The organism is Asanoa sp. NPDC049475 (assembly GCF_040676915.1).
Lineage (GTDB): Bacteria > Actinomycetota > Actinomycetes > Mycobacteriales > Micromonosporaceae > Asanoa.
This window is the reverse complement of record NZ_JBFAPY010000002.1, coordinates 949,752-966,509: the sequence shown is the minus strand read 5'-3', so window position 1 is coordinate 966,509 and position 16,758 is coordinate 949,752. Positions and strand designations below refer to the sequence as shown.

15 protein-coding genes and 1 pseudogene are annotated in these 16,758 nt (G+C 72.5%); 11 read left to right on the top strand and 5 right to left on the bottom strand.

What is annotated here, in order from left to right; translation table 11 throughout:
* Positions 1 to 22: 22 nt before the first annotated feature.
* A complete protein-coding gene (locus AB0J88_RS10600) occupies positions 23 to 217 on the top strand; it encodes a CsbD family protein (protein ID WP_364346249.1) in 195 nt (64 codons plus the stop codon).
* Positions 218 to 262: 45 nt separating this feature from the next.
* Here AB0J88_RS10600 and AB0J88_RS10595 read toward each other — a convergent pair whose 3' ends face one another.
* Positions 263 to 1,624: a lysine 2,3-aminomutase gene (locus AB0J88_RS10595; RefSeq protein WP_364347503.1), complete on the bottom strand. Its 1,362-nt coding sequence runs from the start codon at positions 1,622 to 1,624 to the stop codon at positions 263 to 265.
* Positions 1,625 to 1,786: 162 nt separating this feature from the next.
* Here AB0J88_RS10595 and AB0J88_RS10590 point away from each other — a divergent pair, with 162 nt between their 5' ends.
* From AB0J88_RS10590 to AB0J88_RS10550, 9 genes and pseudogenes are all read left to right on the top strand, one after another.
* A complete protein-coding gene (locus tag AB0J88_RS10590; RefSeq protein WP_364346251.1) occupies positions 1,787 to 2,812 on the top strand; it encodes an L-erythro-3,5-diaminohexanoate dehydrogenase in 1,026 nt (341 codons plus the stop codon).
* A gap of 4 nt (positions 2,813 to 2,816) precedes the next feature.
* A complete protein-coding gene (locus tag AB0J88_RS10585; RefSeq protein WP_364346253.1) occupies positions 2,817 to 4,373 on the top strand; it encodes an amidohydrolase family protein in 1,557 nt (518 codons plus the stop codon).
* A gap of 8 nt (positions 4,374 to 4,381) precedes the next feature.
* Entirely contained in the window at positions 4,382 to 5,941 is a 1,560-nt protein-coding gene (locus AB0J88_RS10580) for a lysine 5,6-aminomutase subunit alpha (RefSeq protein WP_364346255.1), read from the top strand.
* The gene (locus AB0J88_RS10575; RefSeq protein ID WP_364346257.1) at positions 5,938 to 6,666 is read left to right on the top strand and encodes an OAM dimerization domain-containing protein; all 729 of its coding nucleotides are present in this window, start codon (positions 5,938 to 5,940) and stop codon (positions 6,664 to 6,666) included. Before AB0J88_RS10580 ends, AB0J88_RS10575 begins: the two co-directional genes overlap by 4 nt.
* The gene (locus AB0J88_RS10570) at positions 6,663 to 7,037 is read left to right on the top strand and encodes a hotdog fold domain-containing protein (RefSeq protein WP_364346259.1); all 375 of its coding nucleotides are present in this window, start codon (positions 6,663 to 6,665) and stop codon (positions 7,035 to 7,037) included. Before AB0J88_RS10575 ends, AB0J88_RS10570 begins: the two co-directional genes overlap by 4 nt.
* Positions 7,034 to 8,518 carry a glutamate mutase L gene (locus tag AB0J88_RS10565; RefSeq protein ID WP_364346261.1) on the top strand — a complete coding sequence of 495 codons (1,485 nt, stop codon included), beginning with the start codon at positions 7,034 to 7,036 and terminating at the stop codon, positions 8,516 to 8,518. Before AB0J88_RS10570 ends, AB0J88_RS10565 begins: the two co-directional genes overlap by 4 nt.
* Before the next feature lie 672 nt (positions 8,519 to 9,190).
* The gene (lnt, locus tag AB0J88_RS10560; RefSeq protein ID WP_364347506.1) at positions 9,191 to 10,783 is read left to right on the top strand and encodes an apolipoprotein N-acyltransferase; all 1,593 of its coding nucleotides are present in this window, start codon (positions 9,191 to 9,193) and stop codon (positions 10,781 to 10,783) included.
* Positions 10,780 to 11,577 carry a polyprenol monophosphomannose synthase gene (locus AB0J88_RS10555; protein WP_364346263.1) on the top strand — a complete coding sequence of 266 codons (798 nt, stop codon included), beginning with the start codon at positions 10,780 to 10,782 and terminating at the stop codon, positions 11,575 to 11,577. The genes lnt and AB0J88_RS10555 overlap by 4 nt, the downstream gene beginning before the upstream one ends.
* Before the next feature lie 45 nt (positions 11,578 to 11,622).
* A pseudogene (locus AB0J88_RS10550) lies at positions 11,623 to 12,069 on the top strand (FxsA family protein); the annotation flags it as partial.
* A 276-nt stretch (positions 12,070 to 12,345) separates the two neighbouring features.
* On the opposite strand, the gene AB0J88_RS10545 reads toward AB0J88_RS10550, so the two are convergent.
* From AB0J88_RS10545 to AB0J88_RS10530, 4 genes are all read right to left on the bottom strand, one after another.
* Positions 12,346 to 12,687, bottom strand: coding sequence for an RNA polymerase-binding protein RbpA (locus tag AB0J88_RS10545; protein WP_089243573.1), 342 nt, complete (start codon positions 12,685 to 12,687; stop codon positions 12,346 to 12,348).
* Positions 12,688 to 12,920: 233 nt separating this feature from the next.
* Positions 12,921 to 14,045 carry a hypothetical protein gene (locus AB0J88_RS10540; RefSeq protein ID WP_364346265.1) on the bottom strand — a complete coding sequence of 375 codons (1,125 nt, stop codon included), beginning with the start codon at positions 14,043 to 14,045 and terminating at the stop codon, positions 12,921 to 12,923.
* Positions 14,046 to 14,179: 134 nt separating this feature from the next.
* Positions 14,180 to 14,980 carry an ABC transporter permease gene (locus AB0J88_RS10535; RefSeq protein ID WP_364346267.1) on the bottom strand — a complete coding sequence of 267 codons (801 nt, stop codon included), beginning with the start codon at positions 14,978 to 14,980 and terminating at the stop codon, positions 14,180 to 14,182.
* Complete coding sequence (locus AB0J88_RS10530) at positions 14,977 to 15,927, bottom strand: ATP-binding cassette domain-containing protein (RefSeq protein WP_364346269.1); 951 nt, start codon at positions 15,925 to 15,927, stop codon at positions 14,977 to 14,979. Before AB0J88_RS10530 ends, AB0J88_RS10535 begins: the two co-directional genes overlap by 4 nt.
* An 80-nt stretch (positions 15,928 to 16,007) precedes the next feature.
* Between AB0J88_RS10530 and AB0J88_RS10525 the strand changes: the two genes are divergently transcribed.
* A complete protein-coding gene (locus AB0J88_RS10525; RefSeq protein WP_364346271.1) occupies positions 16,008 to 16,751 on the top strand; it encodes a TetR/AcrR family transcriptional regulator in 744 nt (247 codons plus the stop codon).
* Positions 16,752 to 16,758 lie beyond the last annotated feature (7 nt).

Sequence of the window (16,758 nt, the reverse complement as noted above, 5' to 3'; positions counted from 1 at the left end):
AATTACGGCGACTGGAGTGACGATGAGCTTCACCGACAAGGTGCGCAACAAGGTCGAGGAACTCAAGGGCGGCGCCAAGGAGAGGGCCGGCGACGCTACCGACGACGAGCAGCTTCAGGCTGAGGGTCGCGCCGACCAGACCGGTGCGCGGGCCAAGCAGGCCGGCGAGCACGTCAAGGACGCCGGCCGCGACATCAAGGACGCGTTCAACAAGTAGGCGAAAAACTCAAAGGGGGGCCTCAACGACGGGGCCCCCCTTTGCTCATGCCTGCGCAGCCCACCAGTCCTGGCCGGACTTGGGCAGCGTGTCGATCGGGTCGTAGTACGGGAACCGCTTCGTCAGCGCCTCGCCGTCGGCGGCCTCGATCGAGGTGCGGTAGTTCTTCGTCCAGTACGAGATCCCGCGCTCGCGGTCGTACTCGGTGAGCATGTGCACCCACCGCTTCCCCACGAACGGCACGTCGCAGACGATGCGCGGGGTCGCGTACCCGGGGAGATAGCCCATCACGTCGTGCTGGAGCTGGTGGGCCTGCCACACCGGCACCCGCCAGTGCTCGGCGTTCGGGATCATGTCGCACATGTAGAAGTAGTAGGGCAGGATCCCCGCCTCGCCCTGCAGCGCGAAGCACAGGTCGAGCAGGTCCGCTGTCGTGGCGTTGACGCCGCGCATCAACACACCCTGGTTGCGCACGTCGCGGACGCCGACCTCCAGCGCGGTCTGGGCCGCGCGCGCCACCAACGGCGTCAGCGACTGCGCGTGGTTGACGTGCGTGTGGATGGCCAGGTTGACGCCGCGTCGGGCGGCGGTGCGGGCGACCCGCTCCAGGCCCTCGACGACGTCCGGCTGGAGCCAGTGCTGCGGCAGCCCCATGAGCGCCTTGGTGGCGAGCCGGATGTCCCGGACGGTCTCGATCGAGAGCAGGCTCATCAGGTACGACTCGAGGTTGCGCCACGGCACGTTGGCGACGTCGCCGCCCGAGACGACGACGTCCCGTACACCCGGGTGCGCCTTCAAATACGAGATGTGCGCGTCGTAGCGGTCGACCGGCTTCAGCGTGAGCTTCAGCTTGTCGACCGCGGGCGTGGAGTTGCCGACCAGGTCCATGCGGGTGCAGTGTCCGCAGTACTGCGGACACGTCGACAGCAGCTCGGCGAGCACCTTGGTCGGGTACCGGTGGGTGAGGCCTTCGGCGACCCACATGTCGTGCTCGTGGAGCGAGTCCCGCGAGGCGTAGGGGTGCGACGGCCAGTCGGTGCGCCGGTCGGAGGCGACCGGGATCATGTAGCGCCGGACCGGGTCGAGGTAGAACGCCTCGGTGCTCATCGGGCCGGTGGGCATCATCGTGTTGATCATTTGCGGTGGTACGAGCATGGACATGGTGGCGAGGGCCTTCTGGTCCTCGATCAGGTCCTTGTAGAACGTCTCGCCGACGAGGTCGCCGAGGACGGCCTGGAGCTGTTTGACGTTCTTGACGCAGTTGACGCGTTGCCACTGCGCGGACTCCCACTGGTCGCGGGTGACGTGCCGCCAGCCGGGGAAGCGGGTCCAGTCGGGTTCGACCAGGGGACGCCGCCGGTATTCGTAGGGCTGGCCGGTGGCCGCGGCGCCCGCCGCGGTAGGTATCGCTTCGGGGGTCCGCGAGCCGACGTCGACGGTCACGTGGTTCCTCCTCTTTCCCGGCGGTGGGGGTGTACCGCAGCGAGCGAAGGCTACTGGAAAATCTTTTGTCTACAAACTATTCTGCCGTAAGTTTTCCTGCCATACCGATTTGATCAAGGAGCCGTCGTGACCTCACCCGTCGGTCTGCACCGCGTCGTCGAGCCGGCGGGCGTGCTGCCGCAGGCAGCGTGGCGTGTGGACAATCGTCCCGAAATCGGGCCGAACGAGGTGCGGATTCGGGTGGAAAGGCTCAATCTCGACGCCGCGAGCTTCCGTCAGCTCCGGGAGAAGCACGCCGGCGACGGTGACGCCGTGCGCGCCGAGGTGCTCGGCATCGTCGAGAGCCGGGGCAAGATGCACAATCCGGTCACCGGAAGTGGCGGGATGCTGATCGGCGTCGTCGAGGCGAAGGGCGCGCGCTCCCCGCTCGACGTCACACCAGGTGACCGCGTCGCCACCCTGGTGTCGCTGACCCTGACCCCGCTGCGGATCACCGACGGCCTCAAGGGCTGGGACGGCAAGAGCGAGCAGGTGCCGGCCGAGGGCCACGCGATCCTGTTCGCCCGCTCGATCGTGGCCAAGCTCCCCGATGACATGCCCGCCGAGCTCGCTCTCGCGGTGCTCGACGTGTGCGGCGCGCCGGCGCTGACGAACAGGGTGGTCCAAGCCGGCGACACGGTGGCGGTGCTCGGCGGTGCGGGCAAGAGCGGTTCGCTCGCGCTCGCGGCCGCCCGGCGCGCCGGCGCGCGTCGCACGGTCGGCATCGTGCCGACCCGGATCGAAGCGCAACGGCTCCAGAACGCCGGCCTCGCCGACACGGTCGCGATCGCGGACGCCCGTGATCCGGTGAAACTGGCCGAGGCGGTCACCCGCGCCCTGGGCAAGCCGGCCGACGTCACGGTGGTCTGTGTCGACGTGCCGGGCTGCGAGCACGGCGCGATCCTGGCCACGGACGACGGCGGCACAGTGATCTTCTTCTCGATGGCGACGAGCTTCGCGGCCGCCGCGCTGGGCGCCGAGGGACTGGCCGCGGACGTGACGATGCTGGTCGGCAACGGGTACGTGCCGGGCCACGCCGAGTTCGCGCTGAACCTGCTGCGGACCGAGCCGGGCGTTCGGAACCTCTTCGACGCGCGCCTGCGGGCAGACTGAGCTTATGGAATCGACGCTCTACACGGGTGGCGCCCTCTACGCGCCGGCCGAGCCGCTGGCGACCGCCCTGCTCGTCGAGGACGGCCGGATCGCCTGGCTGGGTCCCGCCGCCGACGCCCCGCGGGCGGACGTGACCGTCGACCTCGGCGGTGCCCTGGTCACGCCGGCGTTCGTCGACGCGCACGTGCACGCCACCGACACCGGCCTGGTGCTGGGCGGCCTGGACCTGAGCGCGGCGGCGTCGGCCGGTGAGCTGCTGGACGCGGTGGCCCTCTACGCGACGACGCAGCCGGCGGACGCGGTCGTGATGGGTCACGGCTGGGACGAGTCGCGCTGGCCGGAGCAGGTCCCGCCGACGGCGCAGGACCTCGACCGGGTCGCCGGCGGTCGCCGGGTCTACCTGACGCAGGCGTCGGTGCACAGCGCCCTGGCCTCCAGCGCACTTCTCGAAGCGGCACCGCGAGCCCGACAAGAGCCCGGCTTCTCCGACACCGGCTGGGTGCGGGAGGAAGCCCATCACGCGGTACGCGAGGTCGCGCTCGGCTCGATCTCCGAAAAGCAGCGGGAGCACGCCCAGCGCACGGCGCTCAAGCGCGCGGCCCAGCTCGGCATCGGCGCCCTGCACGAGTGCGGCGGCCCGGGCACGTCGAACGAGGCCGACTTCACCGGCCTGCTCGCCCTCGCCGGCCCCGAGCACGGGCTCCCGGAGGTGTACGGCTGGTGGGGCGAGCTGATGGCCGCCGCCAAGGCCAAGGAGCTGGGCGCGGTCGGTGCGGGCGGCGACCTGTACGCCGACGGCGCCCTCGGCTCGCGGACGGCGTACCTGCGGGAGCCGTTCCTGGGCGGTGGTGGTTGCGGCTTCTCCTACGTGTCCGCGGACCAGGCCCGCGACCACATCCTCGACTGCCACGCGCACGGCACCCAGGGCGGTTTCCACGCGATCGGTGACGCGGCGCTGCACGACGTCCTCGAGGGCCTCTCGGGTGCGGCGAAGGTGCTGGGCCTCGACGCGGTCCGGCAGGCCCGGCACCGGGTCGAGCACGCGGAGCTCGTCGACAAGGCGATGATCGCGGCGTTCGTCGAGCTGAACCTGACGGCGAGCATGCAGCCGGCCTTCGACCGCCTGTGGGGCGGACCCCGCCAGATGTACGCGCAGCGCCTGGGCGTGACCCGCTCGATGGAGTCGAACCCGATGGGCTCGATGCACGGCGTCGGTGTGCTGCTGGCGTTCGGCTCGGACTCGCCGGTGACGCCGCTGGACCCGTGGGGCTCGGTGCGCGCCGCGGTGTCGCACTTCAATCCGGCGCACCGGATGGCGCTGCGGTCGGCGTTCGCGTCGCACACCAAGGGTGCCTGGCGCTCGATCCACCGCGACAGCGAGGGTGTGCTGGCCAAGGGCGCGCCGGCGACGTTCGCGGTGTGGCAGACCCCGGCCGGGGTGACGGGCGGCCTGCCGAACCTGGTGTCCACGAACCCGGAGGAGCGCGGTCCGGACGACCCGACCCCGCTGCCCCGGGCACTGCGCACGGTCGTACGCGGTGTGACGGTGTTCGAGGAGTGAGGTAACGGATGGCGAAGCTGGACCTCGACCCGGCGCTCGTGTCCCGGGCGCGGGAGCTGGCCCGCCGGGCCGGTCAGCCGGTCGTGGACCTGGCCCGCAGCCACACGACGGTGTCGGTGGAGCGGGCGGTGCTGCGGCTGGCCGGGGTGACCGGTGCCGACCCGGACGGCATCCCGTGGGTCAACAGGCTGGTCGACGCGGTGGTCGACGAGGTCGGTCTGGAGCACGGGGTGGCGCTGCCGGTCTTCGACGCGCTCGCGCGCGAAGGACTGCCGGCGACGGACCTGACGCTGCTGGCCCAGAAGGCGGCGGCCGGCAGTGTGCGGTTCGGCGTACCCACCGGAAAGGCCGCGACCGCCTCCCGCAAGGTGGCGTCGCGCGCGGCCGCGGCAGGGATCAAGGCGATCGACCGGCGGCGGGCCGAGCGGGACCGGCTGATCAAGCGGTTCGGCGACCCGAAGCAGCGGCCGTGGATCTACCTGATCGTCGCGACCGGTGACATCTACGAGGACATCCCGCAGGCGCAGGCGGCGGCCCGGGCGGGCGCCGACGTGATCGCGGTGATCCGCTCGACGGGGCAGTCGCTGCTGGACTACGTGCCCGAGGGGCCGACGCGGGAGGGCTTCGCCGGCACGTACGCGACGCAGGAGAACTTCCGCCTGATGCGCGCGGCCCTGGACGAGTCGTCGCGGGAGCTGAAGCGCTACGTGCGCCTCACGAACTACGCGTCGGGGCTGTGCATGCCGGAGATGGCGACCCTGGCGGGCCTCGAGCGCCTGGACATGATGCTGAACGACTCGATGTACGGGATCCTGTTCCGCGACATCAACCCGATCCGCACGTTCGTCGACCAGCGGTTCTCGCGGCAGGTGCACGCCCGCGCCGGGATCATCATCAACACCGGTGAGGACAACTACCTGACGACGGCGGACGCGGTCGACGAGGCGCACACGGTGACGGTGTCGCAGTTGCTCAACGAGTTCTTCGCGCACGAGGCGGGCCTGGCGGACTGGCAGCTCGGGCTGGGCCACGCGTTCGAGATCAACCCGGAGGTGCCGGAGTCGTTCCGGCTGGAGCTCGCGCACGCGCTGCTGGCCCGGGAGCTGTTCCCGGACGCGCCGCTGAAGTGGATGCCGCCGACGAAGCACATGACCGGCGACGTGTTCCGCGGCAACCTGCTCGACGGGTTCTTCAACCTGGCCGGGACGATGACGGGTCAGGGCATCCTGCTGGTCGGCATGATGACCGAGGCGGTCGTGACGCCGTGGCTGTCGGACCGCGACATCGCGCTGCAGAACGTCCGCTACGTGCTCGGCGCGGCCGGCGGGCTGCACGAGGACTTCGTGCCGGCGCCGGGCGGGTTCATCCAGCAGCGGGCGAACCAGGTGCTCGGTGAGGCGATCACGCTGCTGGAGCGGATCGAGGGCGACACCCTGCTGCAGGCGATCGCCGACGGCACCTTCGGGATCATGAAACGGCCGGCGGACCGCGGCAAGGGGCTGGCGGGCGTCGCCAAGCACGCCGACGACTACTTCAACCCGGCGACCGACCTGTTGGAGGCGTCGTGACCATCGTCCGCCCCTATGGGGACACCACCGGTGACGGGATGGTGCAGCTGTCGTTCACGCTGCCGATCCCGCACGACAAGCGGGCCGAGGGCGCGGCGCTGCAGCTGGCCGGCAAGATGGGCATGGACCCGGCGATGCTGGTGCACGCCAAGCAGATGGGCGACGGGTTCACCTTCTTCGTCGTGTACGGGCGGGTCACCCACCTCGTCGACACCTCCAAGGTCGAGGTCGTGGAGCGGGACTTTCCGCTGTTGTCGGCCAAGGAGGTCAACGCGCTGGTGAAGCGGCGGCTGCGGCGCAAGCTGTCCGTGGTCGGCGCGTGCATCGGCACCGACGCGCACACCGTCGGCATCGACGCGATCCTGAATGTCAAGGGCATCGCGGGCGAGAAGGGCCTGGAGTACTACCGGGAGCTGAAGGTGACCAACCTGGGCGCCCAGGTGACCGTGCCGGAGCTCGTCGCGGCGGCGCAGCGGGAGCGGGCCGACGCGGTGCTGGTGTCGCAGGTCGTCACCCAGCGGGACGCGCACCTGCACAACACCCGGGAGATGTCGGCGGCGTTCCGGGAGGCGCTGCCGGCCGACAAGCGGCCGCTGCTGGTGGTCGGTGGGCCGAGGTTCGACGAGTCGATGGCGGGAGAGTTGGGCGTGGACCGGATCTTCGGACGGGGTACGACACCGGGCGAGGTGGCCTCCTACCTGGTGCACGAGCTGGTGCGGCCATGATCACAGTGACGCATCGGCGGTACGTGCCGTACTCGCACGCCCACTACGGCGGCAACCTGGTCGACGGCGCGTACGTCGTCGGGCTCTTCGGTGACGTCGCCACCGAGGTGTGCATCCGGATGGACGGCGACGAGGGGCTGTTCGCGTCCTATCAGGACATCCAGTTCCGGTCGCCGGTGCGGGCCGGCGACATCCTCGACATCGAGGCGCGGGTCGTCGACGTCGGCAACCGCAGCCGGCGGATCGAGTTCGAGTGCCGGGTGGTCTGCCGGGCCAAGCCGCACCACAGCGAGTCCGCGGCCGAGGTCCTCGACCCGCCGATCGTGGCGACGACCGCGATCGGCACGGTGGTCGTCCCGCCGAAGCCGTGAACCTGGCGCTGTGCGCCGACGTCGGGTCGACGTATACGAAGGTCGTCGTCGTCGACCTGGACGACGGTGCGGTCGTCGCGGCGGCCGACCACCCGACGACCGCGGCCACCGACGTGCTGCACGGCCTGGACGCGGCGGCGGCCGCCACGGGGGTGACGGTCCCGGCTGATCGCTGGTACGTGTGCTCGTCGGCCGGCGGTGGCCTGCGCCTGGCGGTCGTCGGCTACGAGGCCCTGGTCACCGCGCAGGCCGGGCACCGGGTCGGGCTGTCGGCGGGCGCCCGGGTCGTGCACGTGTCGGCGGGGCCGCTGGAGTCGCTCACCGACCTGCGGGCGGCCCGGCCGGACGTGGTGCTGCTGGTCGGTGGCACCGACGGCGGCGACGCGGCGGTCCTGGCGCACAACGCGCGGCGGCTGGCCCGGGCACGGTGGCGGGTGCCGGTCGTCCTGGCGGGCAACGCGGACGCCCGTGAGGAGCTGACAGCGGTGCTGGCGGGCGCCGGGGTGCCGGTGACCGCGACCGGCAACGTTCTGCCCCGCATCGGCGTGCTGGAGCCGTCCCCGGCCCGTGCGGCGATCCGTGACGTGTTCCTCTCGCACGTGATCGGCGGCAAGCGGCTCTCGAAGGGCCGGCGCTTCCCGTCACTGGTCCGCGCGGCGACCCCCGACGCTGTTCTCACCGGCGTGGAGACCCTGGCCGACCACCTGGGCGGTGACCTCCTCGTCGTCGACGTCGGCGGCGCGACCACGGACGTCTACTCGGTGCTGACCCCCGACGGCCGCACCGACGACGTGGCCGGCACGCTGTGGCGCTCCCGCACGGTCGAAGGCGACCTCGGCATGCGCTGGACGGCCCCGGACGTCATCCGCGCCGCCGTCATCGAGCGCCTGCTGCCCGACGCGCCGGCCGGTGGGCCGGCTTCGGCGCCCCGCGCCGCAGGCGGTGCCACAACGGCGCGGCACGTCGCTGACGCGTCGCCTCTCGCGGCGCTGGAGGGGGGCGGCTCGGCTCTCGCGGCGCGGGAGGTGGGCGGCTCCGCTCTCGCGGCGCGGGAGGCCAACGGGTCGGGTCTCGCTACGGCCACCGCGGCGCTGGAGGCCGCGGCGGCCAGGCGGGGCGCGGACCCCGGGTTCGTGCCCGACAGCGTCGCCGAGCGGGCCGTGGACCGGCGGATCGCGGCCCTGGCCGCAACCGTGGCGGTCCGGCGACACGCCCGCGGTCCCGCCGGCCGGATCGCGCGGGATCTGCGCGACGTGCGGCTACTCGTCGGGTCGGGTGGGGTGCTCCGGCACGCCGCGCCGGGCGAGGCCAAGGAGGTGCTGGACGCGGTCCTGACGGACTACGCCGGTGGGTGGCCGGTGCCGCGCGCCGCGCAGCCGGTCGTCGACGTGTCCTATGTGCTGGCCGCCGCCGGGCTGCTCGCCGCCGACCATCCGGACGCCGCCCGGATGCTGCTGGACCGGCACCTGCGCGACGCGTGACCGACCACCCGAACGCCGCCCGGCCGGTCCTCGATCGGCACCCGCGCGGGGCATGATCGGGCATCCGTCGCCGCCGATCGAGCCTCAATCCCAACACGCCGACGGCGACACGCCGGAACGCGGAATCCGGTGTCTCACAACGGTTGACACGCCCCGGGGTTCGCCGCGTACCGTCGTTGAGTCCTACAACGGGAAGCGATCTGTCGTTCGCTCTTCCCTCACTCCCGCTGGCCGAGCGGGGCCGGTGGTCCGCGACCATCCGGCGCCTGCGGCGGCCAGGTCCAGCGGGTCGAGGGACGGCCGGCGCGGGGCGGCGCACCGGGCCGGCACGAATGACGGAACGCCGATTCCGGTGTACGGGCAAGGGGGTAGGCGCGGCCAGTAGACAACGGCCAGGCGGGGGTAGCCAACCGTCGTCCGGTCGGAACGAAGGTCACGCGAAGAGCCTTGCCGCACCGGCCGGGGATGGGCCTGGGAGCATCGGGGCGTGATCGTCAGATCACGCCCCGATTTCTTTGCCAGCTCAGCGGATCCGGCACAGCTCGTGATCTTGGTTCCGGGCTGCCGTACCCTTCCCCGCATGGGTGAGCGATGGTGACCATGGTCGAGGCGGCGCCGGAGACGGCCGTGGCGCCGGCCCCGCGGCCGCTGGCGGCCAGGTACGCGGTGCCGATGGCGCTCGCGGCCGGCCTGGCGCAGCTGCTCGCGTTCCCGCGCTACGACCTGTGGTGGCTCGCCCCGGTCTCCGTCGCCCTGCTCGCCGCCGCGGTCCACCGCCGCCGCGCCTGGGCCGGCGCCGGGCTCGGGCTGCTCGCCGGGCTGGTGTTCTTCGGCCCGCTGCTCGAGTGGACCAACCTGCACACCGGCATGCTGCCGTGGATCCTGCTGTTCGTCGCCGAGTCGCTGTTCATCGCCCTGCTCGGTGCCGCCGCCGCGTACGCGAGCCCGCTCGTCGACCGGCACCGCTGGACCTGGCCGCTGCTGACCGGGCTGCTCTGGGTCGGCCAGGAGGCCGCCCGCGACCGGCTCCCGTTCGGCGGCTTCCCGTGGGGGCGGCTGGCGTTCAGCCAGGGCGACGCGCCCACCCTGCGGTTCGCGGCCCTCGGCGGCGCGCCCCTCGTCACGTTCGTCGTCGCGCTGGCCGGCGGCCTGCTGGTCGCGGCGGTATGGCGTAGTCGCGGCATCAGCAGCGTCCTGCTCGGTGCCGGGGCGGTGGCGATCACAGCCGTCGGCCTTGTCGTCCCCGTCGGTGGCGGTGCCGGCGAGAAGCCCGTGCGGGTCGCGATCGTGCAGGGCAACGTCCCCCGCCTCGGCCTCGACTTCAACGCCCAGCGCCGCGCCGTCCTCGCCAACCACGTCACCGGCACCGTCGAGCTCGCCGGGCGCGTCACCACCGGCCAGGCGCAGCAGCCCGACCTGGTCATCTGGCCCGAGAACTCCAGCGACGTCGACCCGTTCCTCGACCCGGAGGCGGCCGCCGCGATCACCCGCGCCGCCGACTCGATCAAGGCGCCGATCCTCGTCGGCGCGGTCCTGCGCGGCCCCGGCGAGAACGAGGTCCGCAACGCCGGCGTCGTCTGGCTGCCCGGCCAGGGCGCCGACGAGTCCCGGATGTACATCAAGCAGCACCCGGTGCCGTTCGCCGAGTACATCCCGCTGCGGAACATCGCCCGCATGGTCAGCAAGGAGGTCGACCGGGTCCGGTCCGACTTCGTCGCCGGTGACAGGCCCGGCGTGCTCGACATGGGCGCGGCCACGATCGGCGACGTGATCTGCTTCGAGGTCGCCTACGACGGCATCGTCCGCGACACCGTGACCGCCGGCGGCGGCATCCTGGCCGTGCAGACCAACAACGCCACGTTCGACGAGTCCGAGGCCCGCCAGCAGCTGGCCATGGTGCGGCTACGGGCGGTCGAGCACGGTCGGGACTCCCTGATGGCGTCCACGGTCGGCGTGTCCGGTTTCGTCACCTCCGACGGGGCCGTGCACCAGGAGACCGGCTTCAACACCCCAGGAGTCGTGGTCGCCGAACTGACGCCACGCGCAACGCGTACGCTTGCTACGCAGTTGGGCTATTGGCCCGAGATGGTGCTGTCCGGGCTCGCGGTGGCCGCCCTGGTCGCCGCGGCCGTGATCCGGCGCCGCCGGCCCGTGCCCGGGACCCCCGGCGGAGTCGACCCGGATCCGGCACCATTGGCACCAGCACCACCACACACATCGACGCCGGCGGACGAGGTCGACGGGTCGCGAACGGAGGCAGGGTGAGCGAGGGCAACACGCCGGTTGGCGACGTGACGGAGGGATACCCCGGCGTCGGACGGGTGCTCGTCGTGGTGCCCACCTACAACGAGGCCGACAACCTCGAGGTCATCACCGGGCGGATCCGGCGTGCGGTGCCCGCCGTCGAGATCCTGGTCGCCGACGACAACAGCCCCGACGGCACCGGTGAGATCGCCGACCGGCTCGCGGCCGCCGACGACCACATCCACGTGCTGCACCGCCCAGGCAAGGCCGGCCTCGGCGCCGCCTACGTGCAGGGCTTCCGGTGGGCGATCGACCACGGCTACGACGCCGTCGTCGAGATGGACGCCGACGGCTCCCACGCCCCCGAGCAGCTCTCGCACCTGCTCGACGCCGCCCGCACCGCCGACGCCGTGATCGGCTCGCGCTGGACGCCCGGCGGCAAGGTCGTCAACTGGCCCTGGCACCGGTTCGTGATCTCGCGCGTCGGCAACACGTACGTGCGGCTCGCCCTCGGCATGCCCCACGGCGACGCGACCGGCGGCTACCGGGTCTACAAGGTCCCGGTCCTGGAGAAGATCGACTTCGAGTCGGTGTCGTCGCAGGGCTACTCGTTCCAGGTCGAGCTGACCTGGCGTACGCACAAGGCCGGTTTCAAGATCGTCGAAGTGCCGATCACGTTCGCCGAGCGCGAGCGGGGTGCGAGCAAGATGAGCTCGTCGATCGTGCGCGAAGCGCTGATGCGGGTCACCGTGTGGGGCCTGCGTTCCCGCCGGGACGCGCTGTTCGGGCGCCGCGACACCGGGGACAAACCCTGACGCGACCCTGACGCCGGCCGTGCACCCGCGTGTCATGCTGGATTGATGCGACGTCGAGGTCTGATCCGGTGGCTGCCGCTGGCGATCCTGCTCACAGCGGCGGTCGAGATCGCCGTCTTCATCCTGGTCGCGCACCTGATCGGCTTCGGCTTCACGGTCCTGCTGGTGCTGGTCGCCTCGGCCGCGGGCGTGTTGCTGCTGCGCCGCGAGGGCATGCGGGCGTGGCGCGGGTTCAAGGCCGCGGCCGACGCCGGCCAGCCGCCGGGCGCCCAGGTCACCGACGGGCTCGTCGGGCTGTTCGCCGGCGTGCTGCTGGCCATCCCGGGGCTGGTCACGGCCGCCATCGGGATCCTGCTGGCGCTGCCGCCCGGGCGGCAGCTCGCCCGGCTCGCGGTGCGGCGCGCCACCGAGCGGCGCCTGTCGTCCGCGCAGGCCGGTGATCTTTTCGGACCTCGGCGGGTACGCGTGCGGCGCGGCGCTCCCCGCCCGCCCGACGACGGTGGCGGTTCCGCCGGCCCCGGGCGGCCGCCGACGACCGGTCCCGGGCCGTCGGGTCCGACCGTCACGGGTCCGGCCGAGTCCGGCCCGCGGATCCACGCGACGACGAAGCCCGGCCCGGGCGGTCCTGGTGCCGGCACCGACCCCGGCCCCGTGATCGAGGGCGAGGTCGTCGAAGGCGAGATCGTCGAGCCCGGCCACCGCCGCTGAGCACACGACGAAGCCCCCGCACCGAACCGGTGCGGGGGCTTCGTCGTCAGCTGGAGGCGGTTACTTCCCGCCGCGCCGCGCCCGGACCTCTTCCAGGCGCTCGGCCAGGATGTCCTCGAGCTCGGCGATGGAGCGCCGCTCCAGGAGCATGTCCCAGTGCGTGCGCGGCGGCTTGACCTTCTTCTGCTCCGGCTCGCTGCCGTCGACCAGCCGGGCCACGCTGCCGTCGAACTTGCACTCCCAGGTCATCGGGACCTCGGCGTCGACTGCGAACGGCACCTCGAACTGGTGCCCCTTCGCGCACAGGTACTCGCGGGTCTGGCGTGGGGCGAGCTCGGTGTTGCGGTCGGATTCGTAGCTGACTGCGCCTAGACGGCTGCCGCGCAGCATGCGCTCGCCCATGATCGGCTCTTCCCCTCGGTCGTCTTGCTAGTAGTCCACACGAAACAACGACGGGAGAAGCCGGGGGATTCCCGGCACTCACGCGCGTCTCGCTCCTTACAAAGGTACGTCGTCGTAAACGGTCAGAGCGTAGCGGCAGACGCGCGTTCATGAGTTGTCGTAGAACAGCGTGCCCCCGGACTTCTGGTGCCTAGTGTCCGGTATGTGCGGTCCGTCCGGGGGCAAACGTCCGTTCAGCCGATGCGATCTAGGTCACCAGTCTCGCCAACCTGTGCGGGAGCTGTGGATCTCGGCTCGGGCGTGGCGGCGCGGGCCGCACCGAGGGCCGCCAGCGCCGCGGCCAGGTCGCCGACCTGGCCGGCGAGCTGGGCGACCCGGTCACGGGCGGCGTCCCGCTCGACGGTCGCGTCGGACAGGCGCGCCCGCAGCTCGGCCAGCGCGGCCTCGCCCGCGTCCTTGACCTGCCGCAACTCGGCGTGGTGGGCCTTCTCGAGCTGCGCGGCCCGGTCACGTTCGGCGGCCAGCTCCGCCGCCACGGCCGAGACGGCGGCCCGGGCCTCGTCCGCGTCGGCGGCCGCCTGGCGGGCCTCGGTCGTCGCCTGGGCGGCGGCCTGCGTGGCCGCGGCCGCCTCGGCGCGGAACCGGGCCGCCTGCTCGACCGCCGCCGCGGCGGAGTCGGTGGCCCGGCGGGCGTCGGCGAGCGCGGTGTCCCGTTCCCGACTCAGCTCGGCGACCTGTCGCCCGCTCGCCTCGAGCTCGCTCCGCAACGTCCGCACGTCCCGCCGGGCCGCGTCACGGTCGGCCTCGGCCTGCGCCCGCAGCGCGGCGGCGGCCGACGCGGCCTGCCGGGCACCGTCACTGACGCGCTCGGCCTCGCGGGCGCGGGTGAGGGCCTCGTCGGCCTCCCGGCGGGCGGTGTCGGCGGCGTCCCTGGCGGTCGCGGCGTCACGTTGTGCCCGGTCGCGTTCCTGCCGGGCGGCGTGGGCGTCGGCGGCGCTCTGCTCGGCAAAGCGGCGGGCGTCGTCGCGCTCGGTCTGCGCGGCCGCGACGGCGGTGGCCGCCTCCGCGCGCACCTGCGCGACCTGCCGCTCCACACCGGCCGGTGACAGCTCGGCGTGCAGGGCGTCGGAAAGCGTCTCGACCACCTGGTCGAGCCGGTCCACGACCTCCCACGTGCGCGCGAGCTGCCCGGTCAGCCCGGGAGCGCCGCGCTGGCGCATCCGCGCGTTGCGGGACGCCTTCTGGCACTCGCCGTCGTTGTCGCGGCAGTAACGGAAGGGCCGCCCGGCCCCCACGTTCTGCTCGACGGGGCGGCCACAGTGGGCGCAGGGCCGGGTCTCGGCGGCAACGGTGTCCACGGTGAACGCACGCTACCGACCGCAACGGCCCGACCGGCCACGCCGCGCCGCTTTGCTCTGCACCCATATACGCACCACAGGTCAGCGCGGGTGTTGCGGATCTGGCTGCAGAGCAAAGCCTGGAGAAGCTCCCTCTAGCGGTCCAGGTTGCGGTAGCGGGCCACCGACAGCGGGAAGAAGATCGCGATCAGCACCAGCGGCCACACGATCGCCATCAGGATCGCGTGTTGTGCCACCCAGGAGTCGCCGCCCCAGCCCGGGTTGCCGAACAGCTCGCGGGCCGCGCCGACCGTCGAGGACAGTGGGTTCCACTCGGCGATCGTGCCCAGCCAGCCCGGCATCGTCGACGGGGCCGCGAAGGTGTTCGACAGGAAGCCCAGCGGCCACACGAGGATCTGGACCGCGACCAGGGCACCCTCGCCGCGTACGACGAGGCCCAGGTAGATGCCGATCCAGAGCATCGCGAAGCGCAGCAGCAGCAACAGGCCGAACGCCGCCAGGGCGGCCGCGAGGCCCGAGTGCCAGCGCCAGCCGATCGCCAGGCCGCACAGGGCCAACACGGCCAGCGAGACGACCGCGTTGAGCAGGTCCGCGACGCTGCGCCCGACCACCACCGCCGAGGACGCCATCGGCATCGAGCGGAACCGGTCGGTGACGCCGCGGGACACGTCGGTCTTGATGGCTCCGAACGTGCCCTCCAGGCCGAACACCATGGTCAGGGCCAGGGTGCCGGGGATCAGGAACTCCCGGTAGCCGGCCGCGCCCGACCCGCCGGGGACGGTCATGCCGCCGCCCAGCAGGTAGCCGAACATCAGCACGATCATCACCGGGAACAGCAGCCCGATCACGACCTGGGCCGGCTGGCGTGCCCAGTGGTCGAGGTCGCGGCGGGTCAGGGTGGCGCCGTCGGCGAGCGCCCACCGCAGCCGGTTCACGCGGCCACCTTCTTCCGGCCGTCGGCGGTCAGGTGCAGGAAGACCTCGTCGAGGGTGGGGCGGCGCAGGGTCACGTCCTCGACCGCGATCCCGGCGTCCGCGAGAGCGCGTACGGTCGCGGTCAACGCCGCCATCCGGTCGGAGACCGCGACGCCCACGCGGCGGTTCTCCTCGTCGGTGTCCGGGGTGTTGCCCGTGATTCCGGCCAGCAGTGCGGCCGCGGCGCCCAGGGAAGCCAGCGAGGACACCACCACGTCGATCCGGTCACCGCCGAGCTGTTCCTTGAGCGCCGACGGCGTGCCCGTCGCGATGACCCGGCCGTGGTCGATCACCGTCACCCGGTCGGCGAGCCGGTCGACCTCCTCCAGGTACTGGGTCGTGAGCAGCACCGTCGTGCCGCCGGCGACCAGCGCGCGGACCGCGTCCCAGACCTCGCCGCGGCTGCGCGGGTCCAGGCCGGTGGTCGGCTCGTCGAGGAACAGCACCGGCGGCGCGGTGATCAGGCTCGCGGCCAGGTCCAGGCGGCGGCGCATGCCACCGGAGTACGTGCTGACCGCCCGCGACCCGGTGTCGGCGAGGCCGAACTCCTCCAGCAGCTCGCCCGCCCGGGAACGCGCCCGAGCCCGGCCCAGGTGGTGCAGCCGGCCGAACATCTCCAGGTTCTGGCGGCCCGACAGGATCTCGTCGACCGCCGCGTGCTGGCCGACCAGGCCGATGTGGGCACGGACCCGGTCGGGCTCGCGGCGCACGTCGAAACCGGCCACCGTGGCGGTGCCGTCGGTCGCGCGCAGCAGCGTCGTCAGGATCCGCACGAGCGTGGTCTTGCCCGCGCCGTTCGGGCCGAGCAGCCCGTGCACCGAGCCCGCCGGTATCGCCAGGTCGACGCCCGCGAGCGCCTCGACCGTGCCGAACCGGCGGCGCAGGGCATGCGCCGTCACCGCCTCCATGGGCCACCCCTTATGATCAGTACGCTGTACGGGACGTTCCGTACGGCGTACGGTACACCGTACGGAACGAGGTGCCAACCATGGCGGTCGAACACAGCGGAACCGGTGACCCCGCGCGCAGCATGGCGCTGCTCTGGCGCGCCGCCGACCGGGAAGGCCGCACCGGCCTGTCGGTCGACCGGATCGTCGCCGCGGCCATCGCGCTCGCCGACAGCGACGGGATCGCCGCGCTGTCCATGCGCAAGGTCGCGGAGAAGCTCGGCGTCGGCGCGATGTCGCTCTACACGTACGTGCCCGGCAAGGGCGAGCTGATCGACCTGATGATCGACCAGGTGCTCGGCGAGCCCGAGCGCCCCGAGCTGCCCGCGAACTGGCGTGCCCGGCTCGAGCACGTCGCCCGTTCCAACCTGGCGCTCTACCGGGCGCACCCGTGGATGCTCCAGGTCGGCACCGGCCGCCCGCCGATGGGTCCGAACCTGATCGCCAAGTACGACTACGAGCTCGGCGCGCTGGAGGGCATCGGCCTGTCCGACATCGAGATGGACACCACCCTCACCTCGGTGCTGGGCTATGTGACCGGCGCCGCGCAGGCGGCCGTCGAGTTCGCCCAGGCGCCCGACCGCAGCGGGATGAGCGACGAGGCGTGGTGGGAGGTCCAGGCGCCGCTGCTGGAGAAGGTCTTCGACCCGAAACGGTTCCCGCTCGCGTCCCGGGTCGGTGCCTCCGCCGGCGAGGCGTACGGGCTGATCGACGTGGACCACGCCTTCGAGTTCGGCCTGCAGCGGCTCCTCGACGGCATCGAGGCGTTCGTCGCCCGAAACTGACGTGCCG